A 26,037-nucleotide genomic window follows, 5' to 3' on the forward strand; every position below is an offset into this window, starting at 1 on the left:
GCGGACCGTGGGTTAACGGGCGCGGCGCGACTGTCATGCCCTGCCCCCTCGTATTCCGGAGAGACCCCGATGGCCGCCAGCAAGCCCACCGGCAAGCGCGCATCCGCCCCGTCCCAGAACACCCGCGACACCCAGAACGCGCAGCGCGGTGACGCTGACGAACTGCACCTGCAGGCCGCTGGCACGCACCCGCCCATGACCACCGCCCAGGGCATCCCGGTGGCCGACAACCAGAATTCCCTGCGCCAGGGCCCGCGCGGCCCCACCCTGCTGGAGGATTTCATCCTCCGCGAGAAGATCACCCACTTCGACCACGAGCGCATTCCCGAACGCATCGTGCATGCGCGCGGCACCGCGGCCCATGGCTATTTCCAGTTGACCCGGTCGCTGGGCAAGTACACCCGCGCCCGCGTGCTCACCGAGGTGGGCACGAAGACGCCAGTATTCACCCGCTTTTCCACCGTGGCCGGCGGCGCCGGTTCGATCGATACCCCGCGCGACGTGCGCGGCTTCGCGGTGAAGTTCTACACGCCGGAAGGCAACTGGGATCTGGTCGGCAACAACATCCCGGTGTTCTTCATCCAGGACGCGATGAAATTCCCCGACCTGGTGCACGCGGTGAAGATGGAGCCGGACCGCGGCTACCCGCAGGCCGGCAGCGCACACGACACATTCTGGGATTTCATTTCACTGATGCCCGAATCGATGCACATGATCATGTGGGCGATGAGCGACCGCGCCATTCCGCGTTCGCTGCGCATGATCGAGGGCTTCGGCGTGCACAGCTTCCGCCTGTTGAACGAGGCCGGCGATTCCACCTTCGTCAAGTTCCACTGGCGGCCGAAACTGGGCATCCAGTCCACGGTCTGGGACGAGGCGGTGAAGCTGCAGGCCGCCGACAATGACTTCCATCGCCGCGACCTGTTCGAGGCCATCCAGCGCGGTGACTTCCCCGAATGGGAGCTGGCCGTGCAGTTGTTCAGCGAAGAAGATGCCGAGGCGTTCCCGTTCGACCACCTGGACCCGACCAAGATCATTCCCGAATCGCTGGTGCCGTTGCAGGTGATCGGCAGGATGGTGCTGGACCGCTGGCCGGACAATTTCTTCGCCGAAACCGAGCAGGTGGCGTTCTGCCCGGCCAACGTGCCGCCGGGCATCGACTTCAGCAACGACCCGCTGCTGCAGGGGCGCCTGTTCTCGTACCTGGATACGCAGCTGATCCGGCTGGGCGGCCCGAACTTCCACCAGATTCCGGTCAATGCGCCCAAGTGCCCCTTCGCCAACCACCAGCGCGACGGGCACATGCAGATGCAGGTACCGAAGGGGCGCGTGGCGTATGACCCCAGTTCGCTGGAAGACGACAGCCCGCGCGAGACGCAGGCCGGTTTCCGCAGCCACGCCACGGCCGACGACGGACGCAAGGGGCGCACCCGCGCGGAAAGCTTCGCCGATCACTACAGCCAGGCGCGGGCCTTCTTCCGCAGCCTGGAAAAGCCGGAGCAGGCACACCTCGCCTCGTCCCTGGTGTTCGAACTGTCGAAGGTGGAAACGCTGAAGGTGCGCGTGCGCACGGTCAGCCATCTGCGCAACATCGATGAGTCGCTGGCCAGGCGCGTGGCCGACGGACTGGCCTTGGCCGAACTGCCCGAGCCCGCACCGACGGCAACGCCGGCACGCGACATGCCCGCCGTGCCCGAAGTGCGCATCATCGGCCGTACCAGGGATACGCTGCAGGGGCGCTGCATCGGCATCCTGTTCGACGAAGGCTCGGATGCGGGCCTGATCGCCAGCCTGCGCAAAGCCGTGCAGAAGGCCGGCGCCGAAGTAAAGCTGGTCGCGCCGAAGGTGGGCGGTGCACGCCTGAGCGACGGCAAACTGCAGGCCGCCGACGGTCAGTTGGCCGGCACGCCCTCGGTCGTGTTCGATGCGGTGGCCGTGGTGCTCAGCGCAGAAGCCGGTAAAGCCCTGGCCAAGGAGGCGGCGGCGGTCGAGTTCGTCAGCCATGCCTGGGCCCATCTGAAGGCGATTGCCAGCGATACGGGCGGCCAGGCGCTGTTGAAGGCTGCGCGCGTGGGCAACGATGCTGGCATCGTCGAGGCCGAGGATGCAAAGGCGTTCCTCGCCGCCGCAGCCACCCGCCAATGGGCACGCGAACCCAAGCTGCGCCTGTTGGCCTGATCATTCCCCAGCGGAGAAGCAACATGACCCGTGGTGACAAATCCGCCTACACCGACAAGCAGAAGCGCCAGGCCGAACACATCGAGGAAAGCGAACGCGCGCGTGGCGCCAGCAAACGCACGGCCGAACGCATTGCCTGGGCCACCGTGAACAAGCAGGACGGGGGCGGCAAGCGCAGCGGCAGCGGCCGCAAGGACCACCACTAGCAAGCGCGCCTCAGCCCGGCAGGCCCTTCAGCCAATGGGCCACCACGGTGGCCGCCGCGTCCGCCCGCGCCTGCAGCAGCAGGTGCGGGCCGGCCAGCGCCACATGCCGTGCATCGGGCAGCAGCGCCTGCAGCTCGCCGACGCTGGGCGGCCACAGCAGGCGATCCTGGCGGGCCTGCAGGCACAGCGCAGGCACCGTGATGCGCGGCAGCACATCGCGTGCATCCACGCGCAACGTGGCCGCCGCACGCTGGCGCAATGTCGAAGCCGGCACCTGCGCCAGCGCCAGGCGCAGGTCACGCAGGGTCTGTCGGCTGCGCCACCGCCCCAGCAGCAGCCCCGACAGCAGCGGCAACGGGGGCAGTGGCCAGGCCGGCAACGGCCACGCCGGCGCCAGCAGCGCGGCGCCGGCGGCCGGGACCGGCAATGGGCGGCGCGCGAAGGTATTGCACAGCACCAGCCCGCGCAGGGCCGGCGGTGCCTCTGCGGCCAGCTGCATGGCCAGCGGACCGGCGAAGGATTCGCCGAGCAGCACGAACGGCTGGCTGGGCAACTGAGGACGCACGGTGTGCAGCAGGCTGGTGTAGTCCTGTGCACCGGTGGCGGGCAGCGCCAATGCCCGCGTGGGAACACCGTGGCTGTGCACGGCGGCCAGGAACGCGACAGACAAGTGGCCGGTGCCATCCAGCCCCGGCAGCATCACCAGGCAGGGCGGCACCGGGCCGGTCAACGCCGCGCCCCCGGCGCAGGTGAGCCCGGCGGCGCGCTGCGCACCGCCACCGGCAGCGCCTGCAGCTTGCGCACGGCGGCGATCGGAATCGCCTCGGCGCGCCGCTGCTGCGGCCACCAGACGAACAGGAACGCGCTGCTGGAACCGAGCAGACGCGCCGTGCCCGGCAGCGGCGCCGCATCGCCATTGAGCTGCAGCTGCACCACTTCGCCGCGCCCGTGGTTGCGGATCTGCTCGCCGCGCACCATCACATAGTTGGCTGCGCCGGTGGCCATGAACGCCGCAACGGCCAGGGTCATCGCGGTCAGCGCACGCAGTCCCAGCCCGTCCCAGCTGGTCAGCACCGAGCGCGACAGCACCACCCGCCAGAGCACGCTGCGCTGGCGCAGCGTCTGCAGTTTGGCCGCGTTGCGCGCACGCAGGGTATCGGGCCAGCTGACCAGCAGCACCAGCAGCACGCCCAGCAACAACAACAGCACGTAGACCGGGTCGCGCATGCCGGCCACCAGGAAGTCGCTGGGCTGCATGTAGTCCAGGATCGAGAGCTCGAAGCCCTGGTAGAACCAGAAACTGCACCACAGGCCCAGCAGCGAAACCAGCAGGTAGGCCACCGTGAACAACAGCGCCGGTTCGCGGCGCATGCGCCGCACGGCCCGCATCACCAGGGAATCATCATCGCCACGGGTCAGCGGCAGCATCGACCAGTCGGTCGGCGGCTCGCGTACCGCAACGGCGACGACGTCGATGTCCTGCATCCGTGGCACATCGCCATAGGCCCCTTCGGTCTCGTTGCTGTCCATGCCCCCTCCCCGTTTGCAGCGAGCATCGCCTAAATCGGCGGCCGGCGGTAGGGCCGCGGACGGTCGAGGCCCGCGCCTGGGGCCGCTGCCATTGACCGGTCTGCTGGGCCATACTCGGGCCCCCGCCGCAGAAAGCGGCACTTCAGGAAGATGACCATGCGAAGGACACGCACTCTGGCCCTGCTGGCCCTGCTGCTGCCGCTGAGCGCAACGGCCGCCGGCGATTGGGTCCATCCCGACGGGCGTCCCGTGGCGCAGACCGAATCAATGAAGGCCCGGGATGGCTTCGGCGCATCGCTGCTGGTGACCACCGACCGCGACTGGCTGGCCAAATGGCAGACGCCGGCCGAAACCACCCCGCAGTTCACCGTCGCCAGCGAGGTGCATGCAGGCGACCAGGTCAGCATTCTCGCCTTCGTTTCCAACCCGAAGCTGGACGCCGACGGTGTGGCCCATGTGCAGTGCGATGTCCGCCTGACCCTGCCCGATGGCAGCGTGGCGACCGAGCAGAAGGATCTGCCCTGCGTCAACGCTGCCCTCAGCGGTCCGGCCAACCAGGTCTTCCTGACCAACCTGCGCATCGAGTTCGTTGCACAGGCCGATGCCCCCAAGGGCACCTGGACCGTGTACGTGGTGGCCCGCGATACCCTGCGCGGGGTCAGCCTGCCACTGCAGGCCAGCTACGAGCTGCGCTGAGCCGGGGTCCACGTAGAGTCGAGCTCGCTCGACTGCTCCGAGCCGGGGACCACGTAGAGTCGAGCTCGCTCGACTGCTCTTGATCTACGTGCAAAGACAGTCGAGCAAGCTCGACTCTACCGGTGGCGACCGGTCAAGCCGCGCGCGCCACCGCGGCGCGGGCAGCACCGCCCTGCTCCAGCTGGAACACCGCCACCGACGTGGCCAGCGCTTCGGCCTGTTCTTCCAGCGCGCGGCTGGCCGCAGTGGCTTCCTCCACCAGGGCCGCGTTCTGCTGGGTCACCTGATCCATCTGCACCACCACCTGGTTGACCTGCTCGATGCCGGCCGCCTGTTCCTTGCTGGCCGCAGCAATATCGCTCATCAACTGGTTGGTGCGTGCGCTGGCCTGGGCCAGGCGCGCGATGGCCGCCTGCGATTCCACCGTTACATCCAGGCCGCTGCGCACCTTGGCCGCCGAATCGTCGATCAGTTCCTTGATCTCCTTGGCCGCAACGCCCGCACGCTGGGCCAGCGTGCGCACCTCACTGGCCACCACGGCAAAGCCGCGTCCCTGCTCGCCAGCACGCGCCGCTTCCACGGCGGCGTTCAGCGCCAGGATGTTGGTCTGGAACGCAATGCCATCGATGGTGGCGGAGATTTCTGAGATGCGCGCCGAGGACTGGTCGATCTCGCCCATCACCGTGGCCATCTGCGCCATGGCCTGTTCGGTCGCGCGCACCGCCGCACCGGCCGCGTGGGCTTCGCTGTCGGCCTGGCGGGCCAGCTCGGCATTCTGGCGCACGGTCGAGGTCAGTTCTTCCATCGACGCAGCGGCTTCTTCCAGATTAGCTGCCTGCTGCTCGGTACGGCGCGACAGATCGCTGTTGCCGGCGGCCAGCTCCTGCGCCGCGTTGTTGATGCTGCCGGCCGCGTCCTGGATGCCACGCACGATGCCGGTCAGCTGCGCGGTGGTGGTGTTGGCATCGTCGCGCATGCGCGCGAACACGCCCTGGTACTGGCCCTCCATGCGTGCGGTCAGGTCGCCCTGGGCAATCGCCTGCAGCACGTCGGACACGTCGGAAATGCTGGACTGCGAACTGCTCATCATCGCGTTCAGATGCTCGACCATGGCCCGGTACTGGAACTGGAACGCGGCCGCATCACCACGCACGCTGAAGTCGCCTGCACCGGCCGCGCGGGCCAGCCCGTCGATCTGTGCGCTGATCGCCATCAGGCTCTGCTTCACCGCCGCCAGCGTGCGGGTGAACTCGCCCTTCTCGCCCGGGTACTGCGGCAGGTCACGGCTGAGATCGCCGATCGCGTAGCGCTGCATCACCTCGGCCATCAGCAGTTCCACCTGCACGTGCGATTCCACCAGCGTGTTGGTGGCCTGCACCATGCGGCCGAAGTCGCCGGGGAAGGCGCTGGCGTCCATGCGGTAACGGATCGCGCCGGCCTCGTGCTGCTCGGCCATCTGCAGCTGCGCGCCGATGGCGGCCTGCACGCTCTGCCGCACGCTGGCCATGGCTTCGCCCAACTGGGTCAGCTCATCGCGGCCGCCCAGGCGGAATTCCTGGTCCAGTTCACCCTTGGAAAGGCGCTGGGCCAACTGCACCGCACGCGCCAGCGGCGCGGTCATGCTGCGGCCGATCATCACCGAGGCGGTGATGCCGACCAGCAGCGCAACGCCGCCCAGCACCAGCAGCTGCAGCAGGCTGCGTTCGCCCAGGCGGATCGCTTCGGCGGCCGCTTCGCGGCTTTCCTTTTCCTCGTAGGCCACGCCATCGGCCAGGGCCTGGTTCCAGCCGTTGGCCGCTTCCTGCACCGGACCCAGGGTGAGGGCCACGGCGCCGGGGAAATCGCCCTGCGACATCAGCTCGCTGGTCTGCTTGTTGAGCGGGCGTGCGATGGCGCGCTTGGCCGCGATGGTCTCGCCAATCGCCTTGCCGTCGGCATCACCCGGCAGTGCCTGGTAGGTGGTCCAACTGGTTTCGTAGCGCTTTACCAGATCGGCAATGCGCTGCTCGTCAGCCTCGCGCGCCTCGCCCTGGCGGATCAGCATCTCGCGGCGCACGACCATCATCTGGTTGTTGGCGTCCAGCATTTCCGACAGCAGCCGGACCTTGGCCACGCTCACGTCCACGACCTGCTGCATGGCGCGCTTCTGCACTTCGGTGGCGGTGGCGCCAGTGGCGACCACGGCGGCGACCAGCAGCAACAGCAGGCCAAAGCCAAGGCCGAGACGCCAGGCAACCCTGACGTTCCTCAAATAGTTCATCGATGCATCCAAAAGCGGGGGGGGGTGCGACCTTATCGGCCCGCCCTCACGCCGCCTTGACGTCGCCAACGTGAACGCTTCCCGTACCGTTCACGTTCTGCGGCTTGGCGCCTCAACCGCAGCTGGGCTGCAACGGGCAGGCGCTGGCCAGGCGGCTGGCCAGGTCATCGCGCAGTGCGCTCAGCGCGTGGATGCGCGCGTCGATGTCGGCCAGCTTCTGCTGCAGGGCCATGGCCAGCAGTGCACCGGCGTCCTCCTGCTGCCACAGCGCGGGCAGGCGCTGGCCGATTTCGGCCAGGGTGAAGCCCAGTTGCTGTGCGGTGCGGATGTAGTGCACCAGCATCGCCGTTTCCGGCGGGTAATCGCGGTAACCATTGCCCAGCCGAGGTGCGCCGATCAGGCCCTGCTTTTCGTAGAAGCGCAGTGCTTCGCGGGACAGCCCGCAGGCCTGGGCCAGTTCGCCAATACGCATGAATGCTCCAACACCGCTTGACCTTGCAGTTTACTTCAGGCCTGAGAGTAGGCGCTCTTTGACCGAACGAGTGCCCCATGCAGCTGTCCTCCTATCTCCGTATCGTCCGTGCCAGCGCCGCCTACGACCTCGTGGTCACCCTGCCCTTCGCCCTGCCGTGGGGCTTTTCCGCCGTGCACGCGGCCATGGCCACGCTGGCCGCCGCCTGGTCGCTGCCCGGCACGGTGCCCGCGCTGGACCCGCTGCACATGCTGCTGGCCAACCTGTTGGGATCGGTGGTGGTGGTGTGGTCGCTGGCGCGCTGGTGGGCGCCCAGCGTGCTGATGGGTCGCCTGGATGCCGTTGCCCGCGTCTTGTTTGCTGTCTGGCAGGTGTACGCCGTGGTGCACGGGGCCAGCAGCATCGTGTTGCTGTTCACCGCCGCCGAAGTGGTGTTCGGCGTACTGCAGCTGCAACGGGTTGCGCCGCCTGCAAGCGAGCAGACGGCTACGCGCTGACGTCCGCGCTTCACACACCCACGCCGGGGCGTTCACGCAGGCTGGCCGTGGGGGACAGGCATGGTGGCTGCGTACCCCGCAGGAGTTTTCCATGCTGTCACCCCCTGTAGCCGTCCTTGCGCTTTCGCTGTTGGCCAGCCCTGTGTTCGCACAGTCGCCGCCTGCCGGCCTGCCCGCCCCCATTGCCGAGAAGGCCGGTCCGGACACCGCACTGCGCTCGCCGCTGCACGCGCAGGTGCTGCTGGACCGTGCCAATTTCTCGCCCGGCCAGATCGATGGCGAGGTGGGCAGCAACCAGCGCCGCGCGGTGTCAGGCTTCCAGGCGGCGCGCGGGCTGACGGTGACCGGCGAGTTGGACGATGCCACCTGGAAGGCACTGCAGGCCGATGCCACCGCGCCGCTGGCCAGCTACACGCTGACCACCGAAGACGTGGCCGGGCCGTTCCAAGCGGTTCCGAAGACGCCGGCCGCGCAGGCCAAGTTGAAGACGCTGGGCTACGCCAGCGTGGAGGAAGCGCTGGGTGAGCGCTTCCACGCCTCGCCGGAACTGCTGAAGGCATTGAACCCCGGCGTGGACCTGGGCAAGGCCGGCAGTCGCATCCAGGTACCCAACATCGCACCGGCGCCGCTGGCGAAGGCGGCCAAGGTGCTGATCGACAAATCCGATTCCTCGCTGCAGCTGCTCGACGCGCAGGGCAAGGTGATCGCGCAGGTGCCGGTGTCCTCGGGCAGCGAACACGACCCGCTGCCCATCGGCGAATGGAAGATCCTCGGCGTGTTCCGCGACCCGCCCTTCCACTACAACCCGAAGCTGTTCTGGGATGCCCGCAAGGGCGACAAGAAGGCAACGCTGCCGCCGGGCCCGAACAATCCCGTCGGCCGGGTCTGGATCGATCTGTCCAAGCCGCACTACGGCCTGCACGGTACCCCCGAGCCCGGGCACGTGGGCAAGACCGAATCGCATGGCTGCGTGCGCATGACCAACTGGGATGCACTGCGCGTGGCCGATGCGCTGGATGAATCGGTACCCGTGGTGATGCAGGAGTAACGCCATGCGGCTTTCGCAGCTGATCGTGCTGGGGGTGGTACTCGGCCTGGGCCTGGGCTGGTGGCTGCGGCGTGATGCTGCGCCTGCGCCGCCAGGGGTGCAGGCCGCGCCGGTTGCAGCTTCGGCAGTGCCAGCCGCGGCGGTGCCGGCCACACCCACCCGACCGGTGCCGCCCGCCACGGGCGCAGCGCCAACGCAGCCGACAGGCCTGCTGCTGCCGGTGCAGGGCGTGCAGCGCGCGCAGCTGCGCGACACCTTCACCGATGCACGCAGCGAAGGCCGGGTGCACGATGCCATCGACATCATGGCGCCCGCCGGCACGCCGGTACTGGCGGTGGCCGATGGCACGGTGGAAAAGCTGTTCGACAGCGAGCGCGGTGGCCTGACCGTCTACCAGTTCGAACCCAGCGGGCAATGGTGCTACTACTACGCGCACCTGCAGCGCTACGCCGACGGCCTGGCGGAAAAGCAGGCGATCAGGCGCGGCGATGTGATTGGTTATGTGGGCAGCACCGGCAATGCCAGCGCCGATGCCCCGCACCTGCATTTCGAGGTGCATGTGCTGGGGCCGGAGAAGCAGTGGTGGAAGGGTGAATCGATCAACCCGTATCCGTTGTTCTAGAGCCCGTTGTTCTAGAGACCCGAAGCAACCCGCACCGCCTCGCAGGCGGCGATCAGGTCTTCGACCAGGCGACCGCTGACATCCAGCTCACCCTCGTACTCGGCCAGGTTGCGCTGCTGGTGGCATTTGTCCAGCACGCGCCAGACCTCCGGGCCAACGCCCAGCGTGTGCTTCAGTGACTGGAATACGATGTAGCGGTTGCTGGGCCGGAAGCCCTGCCCGCGCAATGCCGCCAGGCTCAGTGCATGGGCCGCGTTGTAGGCCAGGTCGAAACGGCTTTCCAGCGAAAGCGTGGCATTGCGTGCATCGCGCAAGCGCGCGAGGCCGGAGCGCTGCAGACCCTCGATCTCGCGCGCATCCGGCGGTTCCAGCGAAAGCGGCTTACCCGGCCCGACCAGGTTCTGCAAAGGCGAGGTCATCCTTTCCTCCAATCACCCACAGCTTGGGTTGTTCCAGCACCCGCTGCAGGAAGGCATTGCCCTTGTGCAGGCGCTCGCTCAGGTCGTCGTGCGTGTACAGCGTCGGATTCACGGGCCGCCCCAGGCGGTCCTCCAGCGGGTCCAGCGCGGCCATCACTTCAGCATAGCCCAAGGTGTCGGACACCAGCAGCAGATCGATGTCGCTGTGCGCGGTATCGCTGCGCTTGGCCACCGACCCATAGACGAATGCACAGGTGATCTGGTCCTGAAGCGGTTGCAGCGCGTCGCGCAGCGGGCCGGCCAGGCCGACGGTCTTGTGCACCAGCGCCACCAGTTCGGCGTAGATGGGCGACTGCGCGTTGGCCCGGTAGCGTTTCTGGTTGCCCACCTTGCGCTGGTTCACCAGGCCACTGGCGACCAGCTTGGCCACCTCGCGCTGCACGGCGCCAGAGCCGGCGCCGCTGCCGCTGATCAATTCGGAAATGCTGAAATCGCTGCGGTCCTGCCCGAACAGCAGAGCCAGCACCCGTTGCTGGGTCTGGGTGAACAGCGCGTCGGCCAAGCCGATGGGGCCGGACGTAGATGCAGTGGCGGCAGAAATACCCATATTGGGCATTATTATGCCCATATTGGGTATTTGGCAAGTGCCTCGCCAGGCATGGCCTGGCGCTACCGGGCGGGTCCAACGAAAAAGCCCCGCATGCACGGGGCTTCTCCTTGCAGCGACGCCGGGCATGGCCCGGCGCTACCGGTCAATCGCTCAGGCGAACGGGTCCTGCAGGACCATGGTGTGGTCGCGGTCCGGGCCGGTGGAGACGATGCTGATCGGGCAACCGGCCAGCTCTTCCAGCGAACGCAGGTAGGCGCGTGCGGCCGGCGGCAGCTCGTCCCAGTTGGTGATGCCGTGGGTGTTCTCGCTCCAGCCCGGGAACTCCAGGTACACCGGGGTGCAGTCTTCCCAGCCCTGCGCGTCCAGCGGCGCGTACTCGGTACGCTTGCCGTTGTATTCGTAGGCAATGCACACCTTCAGCTTTTCCATGCCGTCCAGCACGTCCAGCTTGGTGATGCACAGGCCGCTGATGCCGTTGATGGCCACGGCGCGCTTCAGCGCCACGATGTCCATCCAGCCGCAGCGACGCGGGCGACCGGTGGAGGCACCGTATTCGGCGCCGCGGTCACGGATGCCCTGGCCGATTTCATCGTCCAGTTCGGTCGGGAACGGGCCGCCGCCGACGCGGGTGGCGTAGGCCTTGGCGATGCCCAGCACGTAGTCGATCGAATCGGCGCCCACGCCGGTACCGGCCAGTGCGCCGCCGACGGTGGTGTTGGAGCTGGTGACGTACGGGTAGGTGCCGTGGTCGATGTCCAGCAGGGCGCCCTGCGCGCCTTCGAACAGCACGCGCTTACCCTGCTTGCGCAGGTCGTGCAGGATGCCGGCCACGTCGGACTTCATCGGCTGCACGTATTCGCCGAAGGCCAGCGCTTCGTCGTAGGTCTTCTGGAAATCGACCGCTTCGGTGCCCAGGTACTTGGTCAGCACGAAGTTGTGGTAATCCAGCGCGGTGCGCAGCAGTTCTTCCAGCTGCTTGGGGTAGTGCAGGTCGGCGATGCGGATCCCGCGACGCGCCACCTTGTCTTCGTAGGCCGGGCCGATGCCGCGACCGGTGGTGCCGATCGCCTTGCCACCGGCAGCGCGCTCGCGCGCCTGGTCCAGGGCGATGTGGTACGGCATGATCAGCGGCGCGGCCGGGGAGATCTTCAGGCGCGAACGCACTTCCACGCCGGAGGTTTCCAGTTCGGCGATTTCCTTCTGCAGCGCGGCCGGCGAGATCACCACGCCGTTGCCGATCAGGCACAGCGCATCGTCACGCAGGATGCCCGACGGGATCAGGTGCAGGACGGTCTTCTTGCCGTTGATGACCAGCGTGTGGCCGGCGTTGTGGCCGCCCTGGAAGCGCACGACGGCGCCGATTTCCTCAGTGAGCAGATCGACGATCTTGCCCTTGCCTTCATCGCCCCACTGGGCACCCAACACTACGACAGACTGACCCATGACGGGCTCCTCGATTTTGTTGCGGCCATCGGGGCCGCGGACGGTTGACCCGTGGCGGGGCTGGCCAGCGCGTGGGTGGCGGCTCCAAACGGGGAGCGGCCGGCGATGGATGGCCCAGACACGGAAAAAGCCGAACGGGGAGGCCCGTCCGGCTTTTGTGCATTATCCGGGTTTCCGGGGTCCGCTGCCACCCTTCCGACGGACGGCTTCACCGGCCGGTCAGGCGCCTGGGTGGGGTCAGAGCCCTTTCCCGTGGAAAGGGATCCGACCCCGGCTAGTGCCGTGCCCACCACAGCAGGCTGAGCCCGGCCAGCAGCACCAGCCCGCCAAAACTGCGCAGGGCCGGGCTGGGCAGGTCCAGCAGGCGCTCGGCCATGCGCTTCCAGGCCAGCGGCGCGGCAAACAACAGCAGCCCTTCCAGCACCGCCACCAGGCAGAGGGCCGCGAACAGGTCTTTCATGGGGTACTCCGGAAAAAACACGGGGCCCGGCAGTTGGCCGGGCCCCGTGGGTGGTGCGCGAAACTCAGCGGTCGTTCTTCAGGTACTGCAGGAACGGGTCGTTCTTGTCCAGCACGATCACGCCGTTGCCGTCGGTCATGGAGCCGCGGTAGGCCTCCAGGCTGCGGTAGAACGCGTAGAACGACGGGTCGGCCGAACCGGCCTGGCCGTAGATGCGTGCGGCATCGGCATCGCCTTCACCGCGCAGGCGCTGCGCATCACGCTCGGCCTCGGCGATCAGCACGGTGCTGTCGCGGTCGGCCTGGGCGCGGATGGTCAGCGACTGCTCTTCGCCTTCGGCGCGCAGCTTGGCCGCTTCCTGCTTGCGCTGGGCGCGCATGCGCTCGTACACGTCGTTGATCACCTGGCTGTCGGTCGGCAGGTCCACCTGCTTGATGCGCAGGTCGATCATCTGCATGCCCAGCCCGGCCACCGCATCATTGATGTCCTTCAACTGCGCGGCGATCAGTTCGCTGCGGTCGCCGGAAACCAGCTGCTGCAGGGTGCGCGAGTTGATCTGGTTGCGCAGCGAATCGGTGATGATCGGCTGCAGACGGGCATTGGCCACGCGCGGGTCGCCACCGGTGGCACGGAAGTAGTCGCCCACGTTGGAGATGTAGCCGATGGCGAAGAAGTCGACGCTGACGTCCTTCTGTTCGGCGGTGAAGTAGCGGGCCGGCGCAGTGTCCAGCACCTGGAAGCGGCGATCGAACACGCGCACCGTTTCCACCACCGGCAGCTTGAAGTGCAGGCCCGGCTTGATGTCCGAACGGACCACCTTGCCCAGGTTCAGCACCATCGCCGTCTGGTCTTCACGCACCACATAGACCGAGCCCAGCAGGCCCAGCAGGGCCGCCACGGCGACCGCAATCCACATCGAACTTCTCATCGGCTGCCCTCCTCACGGCCACTGGGTCGCCCGGTCGGGCGGCCGACCGGCCGGCCCGGGTCACGGGAAGCTTCCACCGCCGTGGCGCCCGGCAGCGACGGCATCACCACCTCCGGGTTCACCACCGGGGCCGGCGCCGAGGCGCTGGGGCGGGTATCGCCGGTCATCGGCACGTAGATCAGCTGGCGGCCATCGCCACCGATCACCTTGCGGTTCTCGCTCAGCACCTGCTGCACGGTCTCCAGCCACAGGCGCTTGCGGGTCACTTCCGGGGCGTTCTTGTACTGGGCCTGCAGCAGGCTGAAGCGCTGCGCATCACCCTCGGCCTTGGACACCACCGCCTGCTTGTAGCCTTCGGCCGTGGTACGGGCACGCGAGGCCTGGCCACGCGCTTCGGGCACCACCTTGGCGGCGTAGGCCTGCGCTTCGTTGATCAGGCGTTCCTTGACCTGCTGGGCGCCGTTGACCTCGTCGAAGGCCGGCTTCACTTCTTCCGGCGGACGGGCGTCCTGCAGGGTCAGGCCGGTCACGGTCAGACCGGTCTTGAACGCCTTCAGCAGCGCCTGCAGGCGCTCTTCGGCGGCCACGGCCAGCGGACCACGGTTGTTCAGCACGGCATTGAGGTCGGCACGACCGACTTCCTCACGCACCGCGCTCTGCGCCGACTGCTCCAGCACCTGGTTGGCATCGACCGTGCCGAACAAGTACTGCTGCGGGTCGTCGATGCGGTACTGCACGTTCAACGAGACATTGACGATGTTCTCGTCGCGGGTCAGCACCGGCACCTGGATCGAGAAGGTCTTGATCTCGGTGGCGTTGACCTTGGTGACCGATTCGATCGGCCACGGCAGCTTGAAGTTCGGGCCCGGGGTCAGGATGCGCGAGAACTGGCCGAAGCGCAGCACCACGCCGCGCTGCTGTTCGCCGATCAGCTGGAAGCTGGAGAACAGCACCAGCAGCACCACGGCCGCCGCCACCCAACGCAGGATGCCCCCGTCGAACAGATCCTTCAGCGGCCCGGGCAGACCGCCCCAGCCACCGCCATTGCCACCGCCGCGCGACCGGAACGGCCCACGTCGATTGTCCTCGGGGCCTTGTCCGCCCTTGTTGCCGCCGGGTGTATTCCAGGCCATGCACGCTCCATCAAGATATGGGCTGCGACGCGGGCCCTTCCCGCAACGCCAGCCGTGAACCATCTCCGATCATACAAGATGGGGCGGACCGGCAGGATTGAAAGGGCGGTGACGCGGTAAGGTTGTGTTTTCCTCGAAGTCAGGCAGCGCCGATGGTCCCCACCCACCCGTTCACCGCCTTCCGTATCGAAAACGACAGCGCCGGCTACCGCAGCGGCCTGACCCGGCTGGGCGTTGACGACCTCAACCCGGGCCAGGTGCTGATCCGCGCCCACTGGTCATCGGTGAACTACAAGGACGCCCTGGCCGGCACCGGCAAGGGCCGGATCCTGCGGCGCTTCCCGCTGGTGGGCGGGATCGACGTGGCCGGGACCGTGGTGGCCTCCAGCGACCCGGCCTGGCGCGAGGGGGACGCGGTGCTGGCCACCGGCTGCGGCCTGAGCGAGACCCGCGACGGCGGCTACAGCCAGTACGTGCGCCTGGAATCGAGCGCGGTGATCGCCCAGCCCAGCGGGCTGACCCCGCGCGAAGCCATGGTGCTGGGCACCGCCGGCTTCACCGCCGCGCTGGCGCTGCTGCGCCTGCAGGACAACCGGCAGACCCCCGGGCACGGTCCGTTGGCAGTCACCGGCGCCAGTGGCGGGGTGGGCGCGCTGGCCGTGGATATCTTCAGCCGTGCCGGCTACAGCGTGCATGCCATCAGCGGCAAGCCCGAACAGGCCGGGTTCCTGCGCGACATTGGTGCGGCCGAGGTACTGCCGCGTGACGCATTGGCCGACACCGCCCCGCTGGAGTCGGCCCGCTTCGGCGGTGGACTGGACAATGCCGGGGGCCCGATGCTGGCCAGCCTGCTGGCGCAGACCGTGCCCTATGGCAGCGTGGTCAGCGCCGGCCTGGCCGCCAGCCCGGCGCTGGACATGACGGTGATGCCGTACATCCTGCGCGGCGTGTCGCTGCTGGGCGTCTCTTCGGCCAATGCACCGCGCGATCTGCGTGAAGCGGTGTGGGCCAGGCTCGGCGGTGCCTGGAAGCCGCAGCACCTGGAGCGCATCTGCACCGCCGAAGTCGGATTGGACGAACTGCCGGGCGTATTCGAGCGCATGCTGGCCGGCGGTTCGCTGGGCCGCACGGTGGTGCGGATCGACTGAGCGTTGCAGGCAGGCGACGGACGGCAGGGCGCGCCCCTCCCGCCATCACGATGCCCGCACTACACTGCGGGCAACACATGGGGAACAACATGGCACGCATTCTGATCGTCGACGATTCACCGTCGCAGCTGTTGGGGATACAGCGCATCGTCGAGAAGCTCGGGCACCAGATCCTGACCGCCACCGATGGCGCGGCCGGCGTGGAAACCGCCAAGGCCGAGCTGCCCGACCTGGTGCTGATGGACGTGGTGATGCCCAACCTCAATGGCTTCCAGGCCACCCGCACGCTGGCCCGCGACGAAGCGACCCGGCATATCCCGGTGATCCTGGTCACCACCAAGGACCAGGACACCGACCGCATGTGGGGCATGCGCCAGGGTGCCAAGGCCTACATCACCAAGCCGTTCTCGGAAGATGAACTGTCCGAAGTGCTGGAACGCGTGTTCGCCGGCCAGGGCTGAAACATTGCGGTGGGTGCCAACCTTGGTTGGCACATCGGCCTGGTAGGTGCCAACCTTGGTTGGCACATCGGCCTGGTAGGTGCCAACCTTGGTTGGCACGCCGGTTTGGTAGGTGCCAACCTTGGTTGGCACATTGTGCGGACCAAGGTCCGCACCCACCAGAATCGATCTCAGATCGCTTCGCCGAAGGCCTTGGCCAGATTGCGGTACGCCTTCTTCTGCGCATCGTCGGTCGCGGCCGGGGCCACGATTTCCAGCTCCACGATCTGGTCGCCATCGGGGTTGCCCGGCAACCCACGACCGCGCAGGCGCAGCTTGCGGCCGGCATCGGACTCGGCCGGGATCTTCAGCTCCACGCTGCCGCCCAGGGTCGGCACGCTGATGCTGGTGCCCAGCGCGGCCTGCCAGGGGGTCACCTGCAGGGTGTACAGAATGTTGCGCCCGTCCACTTCGAACTGGGGGTGGGCGGCATATTCCACTTCCAGCAACAGGTTGCCGCCGTGGTTGCCCTGCCCGGCCAGGCGGATCACCTGCCCGGGGCGGATGCCCTTGGGCACGCGCACGTCCAGCTGCTTGCCATTGACGGTGATGCGCAGGCTGTCGCCCTTGTAGGCTGCTTCCAGCGGCACCGACAGCTTGGCCCGGGTATCGCGGTTGGGCGCGTGCCCCTGGCTGCTGAAGCCCGGGCCGGCGCCCGGCCCCTGGCCGCCGCGCTGGCGCGCGAACAGGCTTTCGAAGAAGTCGCTGAAGCCGCCGCCGGCACCGCCGCCACCGCCGAACACTTCCTCGAAATTGAAGCCACCACCGCCGTAGTTGGGCGGAACGTTGAACTCCTCGCCCGGACGGTAGCCCTGCGCGCGCAGCTGGTCATAGGCCGCACGCTTCTCGGGGTCACGCAGCGCCTCGTAGGCCTCGTTCACCGCCTTGAATTTGTCTTCCGCCCCGGCCTCCTTGCTGACGTCCGGGTGGTATTTGCGCGCCAGGCGGCGATAGGCGGTCTTGATTTCCGCATCGCCCGCGCTCGGCTCCACCCCCAGGGTGGCGTAGTAATCCTTGAATTCCATCCAGCTACCTCGATCTGCTTCGGCCGCGCCGGTGGCGCCGCCCCGGGTTCATTCTACGCGCCGGCGATGCTACGCCGCGCACCGTGCGGCCCTGGTGAGGCCGACTGATCCTGCGCAATGCTGCCGCCACGCCCGTGCGGCAGGCTGACGCTGGCGGCCCCCGCCGCAACGTTCCAAGATGGGGCGTGCACGCCGGGTTTCCAATGTCTTGACGCGTTCATCCCACCCACCCTTCTAGCCTGCCCCCGCAAGGAGTTCCCATGACCATCCACGTCGGCGACCGCATTCCGGAAGTCACCCTCAAGCGCATCCGCGAAGGCGTCGAGACCCTCGATACCCACGCCCTGTTCGACGGCCGCAAGGTCGTGCTGTTCGCCGTGCCGGGTGCCTTCACCCCCACCTGCTCGGCGCGCCACCTGCCCGGCTACGTGGAGGCGTTCGATGCCTTCCGCCAGCGCGGCATCGAGGTCTACTGCATGGCCGTGAACGATCCGTTCGTGACGAAGGCCTGGGCCGCCGACCAGCGCGTGCCCGACGGCCTGCTGATGCTGTCAGACGGCAATGCCGAGCTGACCCGCGCCCTGGGCCTGGAGCTCGATGCCAGTGCCTCGGGCATGGGCATCCGCGCGCGTCGCTTCGCCCTGTACGCCAACGACGGCGTGGTGCAGGCGCTGTGGATCGAGGAACCCGGTCAGTTTGAAGTGTCTTCGGCGCAGTACGTGCTGGAGCACCTGCCCACCTAGCCCCAACCAGAGGAAACGGCCAGCCATGTCCACCAAGCCAGCCAAGACCAGCAAGCCCAGCGCCACCGTCACCGCCATCAGCGACCGCAAGGCGCTGCGCGAGCGGGCCCGCCGCAACATCGAAGACGGTGCCATCACCGACAGCTACAGCGCCGACCGCAAAGCGGTGATCAAGCTGCTCAACGATGCACTGGCCACCGAGTATGTGTGCGTGCTGCGCTACTACCGCCACTACTTCATGGCCAAGGGCATGCTGGCCGATGCGGTGAAGGCCGAATTCCTGGAGCACGCCCAGCAGGAACAGGCCCATGCCGGCAAGCTGGCCGAACGCATCGTGCAGCTGGGCGGCGAACCGGACCTCAATCCAGATACGTTCTCGGCGCGCTCGCACGCCGAGTACAAGGAAGGCAGCGATCTGCGCGACATGGTGCGGGAAAACCTGGTGGCCGAGCGCATCGCCATCGACAGCTACCGCGAGATGATCAATTTCGTCGGCGACCGCGACACCACCACCAAGCGCATCCTGGAAGAGATCCTGGCGCAGGAGGAGGAACACGCCGATGAGTTCGCCGATCTTCTCGATGGCTGGATCGGGAAATAGCGGTGCAACGCTCCCGGTAGAGTCGAGCCATGCTCGACTGGGCAGGTGCAGTCGAGCATGGCTCGACTCTACAAGGGTGCGGCGTCAACGGATGACGTTGAACCGCACCTGGGTCCAGGCGCCGTCGGCGGCCAGGGCAGTCAGGGTATGCGCGCCGGGTTCGGCGAACTCGCGCTGCATCAGCTGGGCGCCCTGCGTCTGCGCGATCCAGCGGCCATCCAGCAGCCAGTCCACGCGCTGTTCGCTGCCCAGCGCGCGCAGCTGCAGGCGCACGCCATGTTCGGCATTGGGCCCGCGGGCGAGAGCGGCGCCGTCGTTCAACCCGTCGATGTGCAGGGCCACGCTGGCCTCGCGGCCGTCGTCGCGACAATCCGGTGAGAGCGCCGGCAGCTGCGATGCATCGCGCGTGGCCTTGGCCAGCCACGGCGACAGCAGCGCTGGCCAGCGCGCGATCTCGCCTGGCACCTCCACATGCGGCGCGCTGCAATCAGCCGAAAGGCGCAATCCGCTGCGCGCGTCGGCCACATAGCGCTGCCGCCCTGGCTGCCAACGCCGCGCCTCGCGTTCGGGGAACGTCAGCGGCGCCGCACCGTCCAGCAGGTACGCCGGCATGCGTCGCTGGCACAGTGAGGCCGGCAGCCCTTCGGCGCGCTCACCGGTGGGCCAGCACACATCCGCTTCGCTGACACTGGCCGGCATTGGCGCGGCCGCCGAATCACCGCGCTGGCGCGGCAGGCTGTCCACTACTTCGAACATCAGCGGCAAGGCGGTCACCGCACCGTACTGGCCGGGCAGCGGCGTGCCGTCGGGCCGCCCCACCCACACGCCCACAGTGTAGTGGCGGGTGCTGCCGATCGCCCAGGCATCGCGGAAGCCGTAGCTGGTGCCGGTCTTCCACGCCACCCGCGGGCGCCCGCCGACATCGAAGGTGCCCACGCCGTAACCCGGCCGCGGATTGGATTCAAGCATCTCGCGCACGATCCACGCCGCGCCCGGCGACACCAGCCGTCGCTCTACCATCGGCTCGTCGGCGGTGTAGCGCACGCGACCGGCGATGCCGTTGCGGTTCAGTGCGGAAAACGCGCCCACCAGATCTTCCAGGCGCGCGCCGGTGCCGCCGAGGATCAGCGACAGATTGGGTTGCGCACCCGGCGGGAAACGCAGCTGGATACCGGCATGCGACAGTCGCGCGGCAAAGCGCGCCGCCCCCACCCGCTGCAGCAGATCCACCGACGGCACGTTCAACGAAAGGCGCAGCGCGGTCGCGGCACCCACCGGCCCATTGAAGGCCATGTCGAAATTGCCGGGCCGGTAGCTGCCGAAGCTCTGCGGCGCATCCACCAGCAGGCTTTCGGAATGGATCAGTCCATCGTCCAGCGCCATGCCATACAGGAAGGGCTTGAGGGTGGAGCCGGGCGAGCGCCAGGCCTGCACCATGTCCACGTGCCCCAGCCGCTGTCGATCACCGAAGGACAGCGTGCCGACATAGGCGCGCGCCTGCAGGGTCTGGTTGTCCACCACCAGCAGCGCGGCCGAGGTCCGTTCCGGCAGGCCGGAAAAATAGCTGGCCACGCGCTCTTCCAGGGTGCGCTGCAGGCCGATGTCGATGCCACTTTCAATGCGCGCCTGGCCCGGATAAGTGGCGTGCAGCCGCTGCGCCAGCAGGGCCGCATGCATCGGCGGCCGCAGCGAGCGCGCCACCACGTTTTCGATGCGTGCATCGGCCACATCATCGGCCGACCACACGCCCTGTGCGGCCATGCGCGCCAGCACCTTGTCGCGCGCCTTCTGCGCCGCTTGCGGGTGGCGGTCCGGGCGCAGCCGGCTGGGGGCCTGCGGCAGCACCGCCAGCAACGCGGCTTCGGCATGCGACAATTGCGCTGCGGGCTTGCCGAGGTAGGCCCAGCTGGCCGCCTCCACCCCTTCGATGGTGCCGCCGTAGGGTGCCCGTTCCAGATACAAGGCCAGGATCTGCGCCTTGGACAGATGCACTTCCAGCTGCACCGCGCGCAGCATCTGCTTCAGCTTGCCCCACGGCGTACGCGAATGCGGGTCGAGGATGCGCGCCACCTGCATGGTCAGGGTGGAGCCACCGGAGACGATGTGGCCGCCGCGCAGCAGCTGGCCACCGGCGCGCAGGATCGCCAGCGGATTGATGCCGGGGTGCTTCCAGAACCAGCGGTCTTCGTAGGTCAGCAGAGCCTGCAGGTACAGCGGCGACACGCTGTCCACCGTGGCCGGGTAACGCCACACACCTTCGGCGTCGGCGAAGGCACGCAGCGGGCTGCCGTCGGCGGCCACCACCAGCGTGCTGGTGTCGCGCTGTTTCGGCAGCGGCGGCGGGAATGCCCAATCCAGCACCAGCAGCAACGCCAGTGCGGCGGCGGTGCCCCAGCGCAGCCAGGGCCATAGCGGTTGCAGCTGGGGGCGCAGGGCCGCCAGCCGCATTCTGATCGATCGCTTCATGGTGTGCGGTCAGCAGGACGGGCCGCGCCACCGCGGCCCGTCCGCGCAATCACGGCTGCACCACCGTGATCGTGGTCGGGTTGCTGCGACCGACGCCGCGCAGCTGCGGGCGATACATGTCTTCCACCAGCGGCGGCGGCACCGTGTAGGTACCCGGCGTGACCGCGCGCACCAGGTAGAAGACGTTCGCCTTGCTGCCACGGGACAGCTTCAGCGCTGCCACGTAGCGGTCGTCGCGGAACTCTTCATGTTTGGTGTCGGCTGCCTCGCCACGGTCACTGATGGTGATGCCATCGACCACCACGTCGGCCCACTGCTTGGCATCGCCCAGGTTGAAGTTCTCGATTTCCAGGCCGGCCGGCAACAGGTCGGTCAGCAGCGCATCGGGCATGGTGGTATCGGCGGTCACGGTGACGCGCACAATCAGCGCCTCGCCTTCCTTCAGCGGGCGCGGCGTCCACGGCTTGCCATCGGTGCCGTAGTAGCTGCGCTCCACGCCCAGCACGCTGTTGTCCGGTGCCGGTGCCGTGCGCGGAATGCCGGCCACGTCGATGCTGGCGAACATCGGCGGCTGCCCTTGCGGGCTGAAGCGCACGCCGCTGGCGAGTTCGGCGCCGCTGAAGTTGCGGCCGAACAGCTTGCGCTCGCCCACCGCTTCGGTCGTGCCGCCAATCACCAGTTCACCGGCGACCAGCGCCTTCTGGTTGGCCGACAGCGCCTTGCCCAGGCGCGCGATGGCAACCTGTTCCTGGGTGCTCAGCCACATCCAGCCCGCATTGCGGCGTGCATCCAGGCCACGGCCCAGATCGACGGCGCGGGCATCCCAGGCCGGCTTGGCCAGCTTGTTTTCATGGGTCAGCGCAATCATCAGCGCGTCGTCACGGATCGCACTGCCGTAGTCACCGAAGTACGACGGCCGTTCATTGCTGGACTTGGCGAAGGCCGCCGCCAGTGCGGCCTGGCCGCGCTTGGCATCGCCCTGCAGCGACAGCGCCACGCCCAAGTGGACCAGCGACAGGCCGCCAACCGCCTTGCTGCGCTCGTTGTCGTACAGCGTGCGCAGGGTGCCCAGCGGGGCACGGTTGACCCGCGCCAGCACGTAGCCCGAATAGGCCTGGTTGGCGAACTTCAGCTTTTCGCGTTCGTCCTGGCCGTAGAACTGGTTGCCACCGGACAGCAGGTCCTCGCTCAGGCGGTTCAACGCCTTCTGCAGCACGTTGTCCGGCACGGCGAAGCCGGCGTCCTTGGCATCGAGCAGGAACTCGGTGATGTACGGGGTCAGCCACGGGTTCACGTAGCCATCGTCACCCCACATGGAGAAGTTGCCGTTGGCTACCTGCATCGATGCCAGGCGGCCGAACGCGCCTTCCATGCGCTCGCGACGGGTCTTGGCATCCAGGCCATCGGCACCCAGCATCGACGAGGTGGCCTGGTCCAGGATCAGCGCCGCGTAGCCCTTGCTGGTGGTCTGCTCGGCGCAGCCATAGGGGTAGTTCAGTGCGCCCTGCAGCGCGCTGGCGAAGGGGATCGGCGGCAGCGGGCTGACCAGCAGGCGCGCGTTCACCGATTCGGCCATCAGGCCCTCGGTCAGGCTGCCATCCAGGCTGACCGCGGCCAGCGGATCGAGCGTACGCACCTGCGAGCGCACGACCTGCGGCCACGCCGCACGCACCTGCAGTTCATAACGGCGGTCGGCCTTGAAGCCGTTGCCGTCCACCCGCACCCGCACCTTGGCCACGCTGTGCCCTTCGCGCGCCGACAGCGGGAAGCTGAGCGTGCTCTTGGCATCGGCATTCAACTGTACGCTGCGCGTACCTTCGGCCAGCGAAAGCGGACCTTCGGTTTCCACCCGCACGTTGAACGCGCCCGGCTTGCCGGTGAAGTTCTGCACGTCGAGGGTGACCGTACTGCGGTCACCCGGAGCGAGCACGCGCGGCATGCTGGCTTCGGCCAGGATCGGCGCGCGCACCACGGTTTCCACGTCGCGCTTGCCGTACTGGTCATCGCTGTAGACCAGCGCCGACACGCGCAGGGTGCCGTTGAAATCGGGCACCTTCAGGCGGATGCGGGCGATGCCCTTGGCGTCCAGCTGCACCGGGCCGGAGAACAGGTCCACGGTCTGCACGCGCGCGGTCGGCCGCTTGGCCTGCGGCAGTGCCTGCAGACCCATGTCACCGCCGAACTTCAGCTTGCCGCTGCCGCCATCGAAGCTTTCGATCACCCGGCTGTAGATGTCGTAGGCATCGATGCCTAGGCGGCGCTGGGCGAAGAAGTGCGCGCCCGCATCGGGCACCGGGAAGCGGGTGATGTTGAGGATGCCCACGTCCACGGCCGAGACCGTGACATGCGCGGTCTTGCCGGCCAGCTGCGGTGCACTGACCGTCACCGGCAGCTCCTGTTCCGGACGCATCTGCTTGGGCGCAACCAGGCCCACGGCCACGGTGCGGCCCTTGCGGTCCATCGGCACATGCACCACGCCCACCGCGCGCGCCGGGGTGATCTTGCTGGGCGCGGTACCGCCACGGAACACCAGCGCGGTGATGTACACGTCGTGGCGCTCCCAGTCGGCGGTGACCGGAATCTTGAAGGTGGCACCTGGCTTGGCGTCGATCTCCTGCACATACAGCATGCGGTCGCTCTCGACCATCAGCAGGCCCTTGCCGGCGTGCGGCGGGGTGACCGTCACCTGCAGGGTGTCACCGGCCTTGTAGCCGGTCTTGTCCAGGCCCAGCTTGACCTTGTCCGGGCGCGCATCCAGGCCACGGTTGTCATCGCCCCAGCTCCAGCCGGCGCGGAACGGATAGCGGCTGGTCAGGCCGGTGGACGGATCGAACACATCCACCCGGTACTCGCCCCACTCCACCGGGAAATCGAAGGCCACCGCGCTGCTGCCGGCATCGACGGTGCGCGTTTCCTTGTTCTCGAAGCGGCGGGTGAAATCGTAGTCCCAGCGGTTGTCGTTGAAGGTCCAGTGGTAATCGCGCAGCTCGCGTACCAGGGTTACCTTCAGGCCCTTGGCCGGCTTCGGCGTGCCCGCCGCATCCACGCGCAGCAGCTCGAAGCGCGCATTGCCGTTGGAATCAGCGCCATCATCGGGGTTGAACAGCGGGCGCACGCCGACCAGCGCATCGGCCGGCCACATCACCCGCTTCAGGGTGCGGGTGACCGTGCGGCCACCGGTCTCGTACAGGCTGCCCGACAGCACCACGGCAATCGGCGCCTTGGCCTTGGCCGCCTCTTCGGGCAGCGCAACGTCCTGGCGCAGCTGGCCATTGGCCGGCAGCGTGGTATCGATCACGTCCTTGGCATCGCGCGGCAGCTGCAGGGTCGGGTCGCCGAAGAAGTAGCCCGGCAGGCCCTCCACCGGCTTCTGCTCGGCGGCCACGGCCATGCGCGCGGTGAAGCGGTTGCCATCGGCCGGCGCACCGTACAGGTAGGCGCCGTTGGCCTGCAGGCGCAGTTCTTCGCCCGGCTTCAGCGTCTTCTGCGCGCTGTCCAGGTCCAGCTTCATGCGCTCGGGCAGGAACTCCTCGATGCGCAGGGTCATGCCCTGGATCGCTTCCTTGCTGGCCGGGTCGGTACGGAATTCGACCTGCCAGCGCCCGGTCGGCGCCTCGGCGGGAATCACCTGCTCGAAGTTGATGTAGCCCTGCTCGCCCGGCTGCAGGCGGGTTTCGCGGAAGGTCTTGCCGTCGGGCTGCTTCAGGCGCAGGAACACCGGCTGAGGCTTCACCGGCTTGCCGTCGTTGTCGCGCAGCAGCGCCGACAGACGCACGGTCTCGCCCGGGCGGTACAGGTCGCGGCCCGACCAGGTGTAGACGTCGAACCAGGCGTTGTCACGGCCGGCCACCGCGAATTCGCTCAGGTCCAGTGCCGGCTGGTTGAACGGCAGGAAGCTGGTGTCCTTGCCACTGCTGGCCACCAGCACATGGGCCGCGTCCAGGGTGTAGTTCAGCAACGCATTGCCGTTGCCATCGGTGCTGCCCTTCAGCACCACTTCGCCCTTGGCGTCCAGCACGCGCAGCTCCACGCTCTTCAGCGCGGCGCCATCCTTCAACGAGGCGGTATGGACGAACAGCTTGTCCTTGTAGGCGCGGGTGTGCAGGCCGATATCGCTGACCGAGAAGAACGCGGTATCGAATTCGCCTTCGTAATCACCGGTGCGCTTGAGCAGGGCGAAGTACAGGCCCGGCTCCTGCAGCTCCTTGATGTCCTGGGTCGGCAGGTAGGTCAGAACGCGTTCGTTCTGCTTGCCACCCAGGATGAAGCGGTTGACGTAGACCGGCTCGGCCAGTTTGTTGATCGGGCTGCGCTCGTAGTCGCTGCTCAGTTCCCAGCTGCCGCGACGGCCGCCGCGCTGGTACTGGCTGAAGAAGGTCGGCAGGTCCTTTTCGCGCACGCGCAGGAACTCGACGTCCACTTCGGGCACATTCACCGACACCACCGGCAGGCCGCGGCTGTCCTTGGCCGGCAGCACGCTGCCCTGCGAGGCAAAGCCAGCCACCGGCTTCAGTTCGCCACTGAACACCTTCTGCTTCAGTTCCTTGCCCAGCCGATTGCCGTCGGCGGCCAGCAGGTCCGGCGACACGACCAGGCTGTATTCCTTGCCGGCTTCCACGAACGGGTAGCGCAGGGTCAGACCATCATCGGACAGGGTCCAGCTGCTGTCCTCGGTTCCCACCTTCTCTTCGAAGCGCACCAGCTTGTCGAAATCCTGGGTGCCGACCAGCGGGCGGGAAAACTCCAGCGCCAGCGACAGGCCATCATTCTTCTGGTCCGGATAGGCGCGCAGCAGGGTGAAGTCCTTCACCTGCTCGGCCTGGGTGGTGATCGCTTCACCACTGGCCTTGGGCAGCTGCCCACTGTCGTTGCGGCAACCGGCCAGACCCAGCAACAGGCCTCCTGCCAGCACAGCCGCCGCCCAACCCCACCGCTTCCGCCGTGCCGGACCGCTCATGTCGTCACTCCTTGATCGAGGCGGCCATTATAGGCGCGCCGCGCCAAGGAGTTGACGCACCGGCGGTCGGAAACCCGGTCCCCCTGCGGATCCCG

At 67.9% G+C, this 26,037-nt stretch carries 23 protein-coding genes; 10 read left to right on the plus strand and 13 right to left on the minus strand.

The features are described from left to right. Positions 1 to 69 precede the first annotated feature (69 nt). Together AC06FA_RS12445 and AC06FA_RS12450 are read left to right on the plus strand one after the other, a co-directional pair. The gene (locus tag AC06FA_RS12445; protein ID WP_478068572.1) at positions 70 to 2,178 is read left to right on the plus strand and encodes a catalase; all 2,109 of its coding nucleotides are present in this window, start codon (positions 70 to 72) and stop codon (positions 2,176 to 2,178) included. Positions 2,179 to 2,201: 23 nt separating this feature from the next. After that, positions 2,202 to 2,384, plus strand: a complete 183-nt coding sequence (locus AC06FA_RS12450; RefSeq protein WP_478068573.1) for a hypothetical protein — start codon at positions 2,202 to 2,204, stop codon at positions 2,382 to 2,384. Between the two features lie 10 nt (positions 2,385 to 2,394). On the opposite strand, the gene AC06FA_RS12455 is transcribed toward AC06FA_RS12450, so the two are convergent. After that, positions 2,395 to 3,054, minus strand: coding sequence for an alpha/beta fold hydrolase (locus tag AC06FA_RS12455; RefSeq protein ID WP_478068574.1), 660 nt, complete (start codon positions 3,052 to 3,054; stop codon positions 2,395 to 2,397). 56 nt (positions 3,055 to 3,110) lie between these two features. After that, on the minus strand, positions 3,111 to 3,914 hold the full coding sequence (locus AC06FA_RS12460; protein WP_478068575.1) for a hypothetical protein: 804 nt from the start codon (positions 3,912 to 3,914) through the stop codon (positions 3,111 to 3,113). Between the two features lie 156 nt (positions 3,915 to 4,070). Here AC06FA_RS12460 and AC06FA_RS12465 point away from each other — a divergent pair, with 156 nt between their 5' ends. After that, the gene (locus tag AC06FA_RS12465; protein WP_478068576.1) at positions 4,071 to 4,610 is read left to right on the plus strand and encodes a hypothetical protein; all 540 of its coding nucleotides are present in this window, start codon (positions 4,071 to 4,073) and stop codon (positions 4,608 to 4,610) included. A 133-nt stretch (positions 4,611 to 4,743) separates the two neighbouring features. Here AC06FA_RS12465 and AC06FA_RS12470 read toward each other — a convergent pair whose 3' ends face one another. Further along, positions 4,744 to 6,870: a methyl-accepting chemotaxis protein gene (locus tag AC06FA_RS12470; protein WP_478068577.1), complete on the minus strand. Its 2,127-nt coding sequence runs from the start codon at positions 6,868 to 6,870 to the stop codon at positions 4,744 to 4,746. Between the two features lie 112 nt (positions 6,871 to 6,982). Further along, positions 6,983 to 7,342 (minus strand): MerR family transcriptional regulator, encoded by a 360-nt coding sequence (locus AC06FA_RS12475; protein ID WP_478068578.1) that lies wholly within the window; start codon positions 7,340 to 7,342, stop codon positions 6,983 to 6,985. Positions 7,343 to 7,419: 77 nt separating this feature from the next. Between AC06FA_RS12475 and AC06FA_RS12480 the strand changes: the two genes are divergently transcribed. The 3 genes from AC06FA_RS12480 (at position 7,420) to AC06FA_RS12490 (ending at position 9,509) form a co-directional block, all read left to right on the plus strand. After that, complete coding sequence (locus AC06FA_RS12480) at positions 7,420 to 7,839, plus strand: hypothetical protein (protein ID WP_478068579.1); 420 nt, start codon at positions 7,420 to 7,422, stop codon at positions 7,837 to 7,839. A gap of 91 nt (positions 7,840 to 7,930) precedes the next feature. Further along, on the plus strand, positions 7,931 to 8,887 hold the full coding sequence (locus AC06FA_RS12485) for a L,D-transpeptidase family protein (RefSeq protein ID WP_478068580.1): 957 nt from the start codon (positions 7,931 to 7,933) through the stop codon (positions 8,885 to 8,887). A 4-nt stretch (positions 8,888 to 8,891) separates the two neighbouring features. Further along, entirely contained in the window at positions 8,892 to 9,509 is a 618-nt protein-coding gene (locus tag AC06FA_RS12490) for a M23 family metallopeptidase (protein WP_478068581.1), read from the plus strand. An 11-nt stretch (positions 9,510 to 9,520) separates the two neighbouring features. Here the strand turns inward: AC06FA_RS12490 and AC06FA_RS12495 are convergent, their stop codons facing one another. The 6 genes from AC06FA_RS12495 to hflK form a co-directional block, all read right to left on the minus strand. Further along, positions 9,521 to 9,928, minus strand: coding sequence for a hypothetical protein (locus AC06FA_RS12495; RefSeq protein WP_478068582.1), 408 nt, complete (start codon positions 9,926 to 9,928; stop codon positions 9,521 to 9,523). After that, the gene (locus AC06FA_RS12500; protein WP_478068583.1) at positions 9,891 to 10,535 is read right to left on the minus strand and encodes a transcriptional regulator; all 645 of its coding nucleotides are present in this window, start codon (positions 10,533 to 10,535) and stop codon (positions 9,891 to 9,893) included. Before AC06FA_RS12500 ends, AC06FA_RS12495 begins: the two co-directional genes overlap by 38 nt. Before the next feature lie 153 nt (positions 10,536 to 10,688). After that, a complete protein-coding gene (locus AC06FA_RS12505; protein ID WP_478068584.1) occupies positions 10,689 to 11,981 on the minus strand; it encodes an adenylosuccinate synthase in 1,293 nt (430 codons plus the stop codon). A 274-nt stretch (positions 11,982 to 12,255) separates the two neighbouring features. Beyond that, on the minus strand, positions 12,256 to 12,441 hold the full coding sequence (locus AC06FA_RS12510) for a DUF2065 domain-containing protein (RefSeq protein WP_108750746.1): 186 nt from the start codon (positions 12,439 to 12,441) through the stop codon (positions 12,256 to 12,258). Positions 12,442 to 12,505: 64 nt separating this feature from the next. Continuing rightward, complete coding sequence (hflC, locus tag AC06FA_RS12515) at positions 12,506 to 13,369, minus strand: protease modulator HflC (protein ID WP_478068585.1); 864 nt, start codon at positions 13,367 to 13,369, stop codon at positions 12,506 to 12,508. Beyond that, complete coding sequence (gene hflK / locus AC06FA_RS12520) at positions 13,366 to 14,502, minus strand: FtsH protease activity modulator HflK (protein ID WP_108753833.1); 1,137 nt, start codon at positions 14,500 to 14,502, stop codon at positions 13,366 to 13,368. Before hflK ends, hflC begins: the two co-directional genes overlap by 4 nt. Positions 14,503 to 14,654: 152 nt before the next feature. On the opposite strand from hflK, the gene AC06FA_RS12525 reads away from it, so the two are divergent. Both AC06FA_RS12525 and pilH read left to right on the plus strand, forming a co-directional pair. Continuing rightward, complete coding sequence (locus tag AC06FA_RS12525; RefSeq protein ID WP_478068586.1) at positions 14,655 to 15,650, plus strand: YhdH/YhfP family quinone oxidoreductase; 996 nt, start codon at positions 14,655 to 14,657, stop codon at positions 15,648 to 15,650. An 89-nt stretch (positions 15,651 to 15,739) separates the two neighbouring features. Further along, positions 15,740 to 16,111, plus strand: a complete 372-nt coding sequence (gene pilH / locus AC06FA_RS12530) for a twitching motility response regulator PilH (protein WP_005410644.1) — start codon at positions 15,740 to 15,742, stop codon at positions 16,109 to 16,111. 170 nt (positions 16,112 to 16,281) lie between these two features. On the opposite strand, the gene AC06FA_RS12535 is transcribed toward pilH, so the two are convergent. After that, complete coding sequence (locus tag AC06FA_RS12535; protein WP_478068587.1) at positions 16,282 to 17,175, minus strand: DnaJ C-terminal domain-containing protein; 894 nt, start codon at positions 17,173 to 17,175, stop codon at positions 16,282 to 16,284. A 260-nt stretch (positions 17,176 to 17,435) separates the two neighbouring features. Here AC06FA_RS12535 and AC06FA_RS12540 point away from each other — a divergent pair, with 260 nt between their 5' ends. After that, the gene (locus tag AC06FA_RS12540) at positions 17,436 to 17,918 is read left to right on the plus strand and encodes a redoxin family protein (protein WP_478068588.1); all 483 of its coding nucleotides are present in this window, start codon (positions 17,436 to 17,438) and stop codon (positions 17,916 to 17,918) included. A 25-nt stretch (positions 17,919 to 17,943) separates the two neighbouring features. After that, a complete protein-coding gene (locus tag AC06FA_RS12545; protein ID WP_108753837.1) occupies positions 17,944 to 18,519 on the plus strand; it encodes a ferritin-like domain-containing protein in 576 nt (191 codons plus the stop codon). Positions 18,520 to 18,603: 84 nt separating this feature from the next. Here the strand turns inward: AC06FA_RS12545 and pbpC are convergent, their stop codons facing one another. Then, positions 18,604 to 20,985 (minus strand): penicillin-binding protein 1C, encoded by a 2,382-nt coding sequence (gene pbpC / locus AC06FA_RS12550; protein WP_478068589.1) that lies wholly within the window; start codon positions 20,983 to 20,985, stop codon positions 18,604 to 18,606. Between the two features lie 49 nt (positions 20,986 to 21,034). After that, positions 21,035 to 25,942, minus strand: a complete 4,908-nt coding sequence (locus AC06FA_RS12555) for an alpha-2-macroglobulin family protein (protein WP_478068590.1) — start codon at positions 25,940 to 25,942, stop codon at positions 21,035 to 21,037. Positions 25,943 to 26,037: the final 95 nt, after the last annotated feature.

This window comes from Stenotrophomonas sp. Steno-C17 (assembly GCF_056393165.1).

Coding starts and splice junctions, on each gene's coding strand:
- AC06FA_RS12445 (WP_478068572.1), top strand. CDS start 70: ATGGCCGCCAGCAAGCCCACCGGCAAGCGCGCATCCGCCCCGTCCCAG.
- AC06FA_RS12450 (WP_478068573.1), top strand. CDS start 2,202: ATGACCCGTGGTGACAAATCCGCCTACACCGACAAGCAGAAGCGCCAG.
- AC06FA_RS12460 (WP_478068575.1), bottom strand. CDS start 3,914: ATGGACAGCAACGAGACCGAAGGGGCCTATGGCGATGTGCCACGGATG.
- AC06FA_RS12465 (WP_478068576.1), top strand. CDS start 4,071: ATGCGAAGGACACGCACTCTGGCCCTGCTGGCCCTGCTGCTGCCGCTG.
- AC06FA_RS12470 (WP_478068577.1), bottom strand. CDS start 6,870: ATGAACTATTTGAGGAACGTCAGGGTTGCCTGGCGTCTCGGCCTTGGC.
- AC06FA_RS12475 (WP_478068578.1), bottom strand. CDS start 7,342: ATGCGTATTGGCGAACTGGCCCAGGCCTGCGGGCTGTCCCGCGAAGCA.
- AC06FA_RS12480 (WP_478068579.1), top strand. CDS start 7,420: ATGCAGCTGTCCTCCTATCTCCGTATCGTCCGTGCCAGCGCCGCCTAC.
- AC06FA_RS12485 (WP_478068580.1), top strand. CDS start 7,931: ATGCTGTCACCCCCTGTAGCCGTCCTTGCGCTTTCGCTGTTGGCCAGC.
- AC06FA_RS12490 (WP_478068581.1), top strand. CDS start 8,892: ATGCGGCTTTCGCAGCTGATCGTGCTGGGGGTGGTACTCGGCCTGGGC.
- AC06FA_RS12495 (WP_478068582.1), bottom strand. CDS start 9,928: ATGACCTCGCCTTTGCAGAACCTGGTCGGGCCGGGTAAGCCGCTTTCG.
- AC06FA_RS12500 (WP_478068583.1), bottom strand. CDS start 10,535: ATGGGTATTTCTGCCGCCACTGCATCTACGTCCGGCCCCATCGGCTTG.
- AC06FA_RS12505 (WP_478068584.1), bottom strand. CDS start 11,981: ATGGGTCAGTCTGTCGTAGTGTTGGGTGCCCAGTGGGGCGATGAAGGC.
- AC06FA_RS12510 (WP_108750746.1), bottom strand. CDS start 12,441: ATGAAAGACCTGTTCGCGGCCCTCTGCCTGGTGGCGGTGCTGGAAGGG.
- hflC (WP_478068585.1), bottom strand. CDS start 13,369: ATGAGAAGTTCGATGTGGATTGCGGTCGCCGTGGCGGCCCTGCTGGGC.
- hflK (WP_108753833.1), bottom strand. CDS start 14,502: ATGGCCTGGAATACACCCGGCGGCAACAAGGGCGGACAAGGCCCCGAG.
- AC06FA_RS12525 (WP_478068586.1), top strand. CDS start 14,655: ATGGTCCCCACCCACCCGTTCACCGCCTTCCGTATCGAAAACGACAGC.
- pilH (WP_005410644.1), top strand. CDS start 15,740: ATGGCACGCATTCTGATCGTCGACGATTCACCGTCGCAGCTGTTGGGG.
- AC06FA_RS12535 (WP_478068587.1), bottom strand. CDS start 17,175: ATGGAATTCAAGGATTACTACGCCACCCTGGGGGTGGAGCCGAGCGCG.
- AC06FA_RS12540 (WP_478068588.1), top strand. CDS start 17,436: ATGACCATCCACGTCGGCGACCGCATTCCGGAAGTCACCCTCAAGCGC.
- AC06FA_RS12545 (WP_108753837.1), top strand. CDS start 17,944: ATGTCCACCAAGCCAGCCAAGACCAGCAAGCCCAGCGCCACCGTCACC.
- pbpC (WP_478068589.1), bottom strand. CDS start 20,985: ATGAAGCGATCGATCAGAATGCGGCTGGCGGCCCTGCGCCCCCAGCTG.
- AC06FA_RS12555 (WP_478068590.1), bottom strand. CDS start 25,942: ATGAGCGGTCCGGCACGGCGGAAGCGGTGGGGTTGGGCGGCGGCTGTG.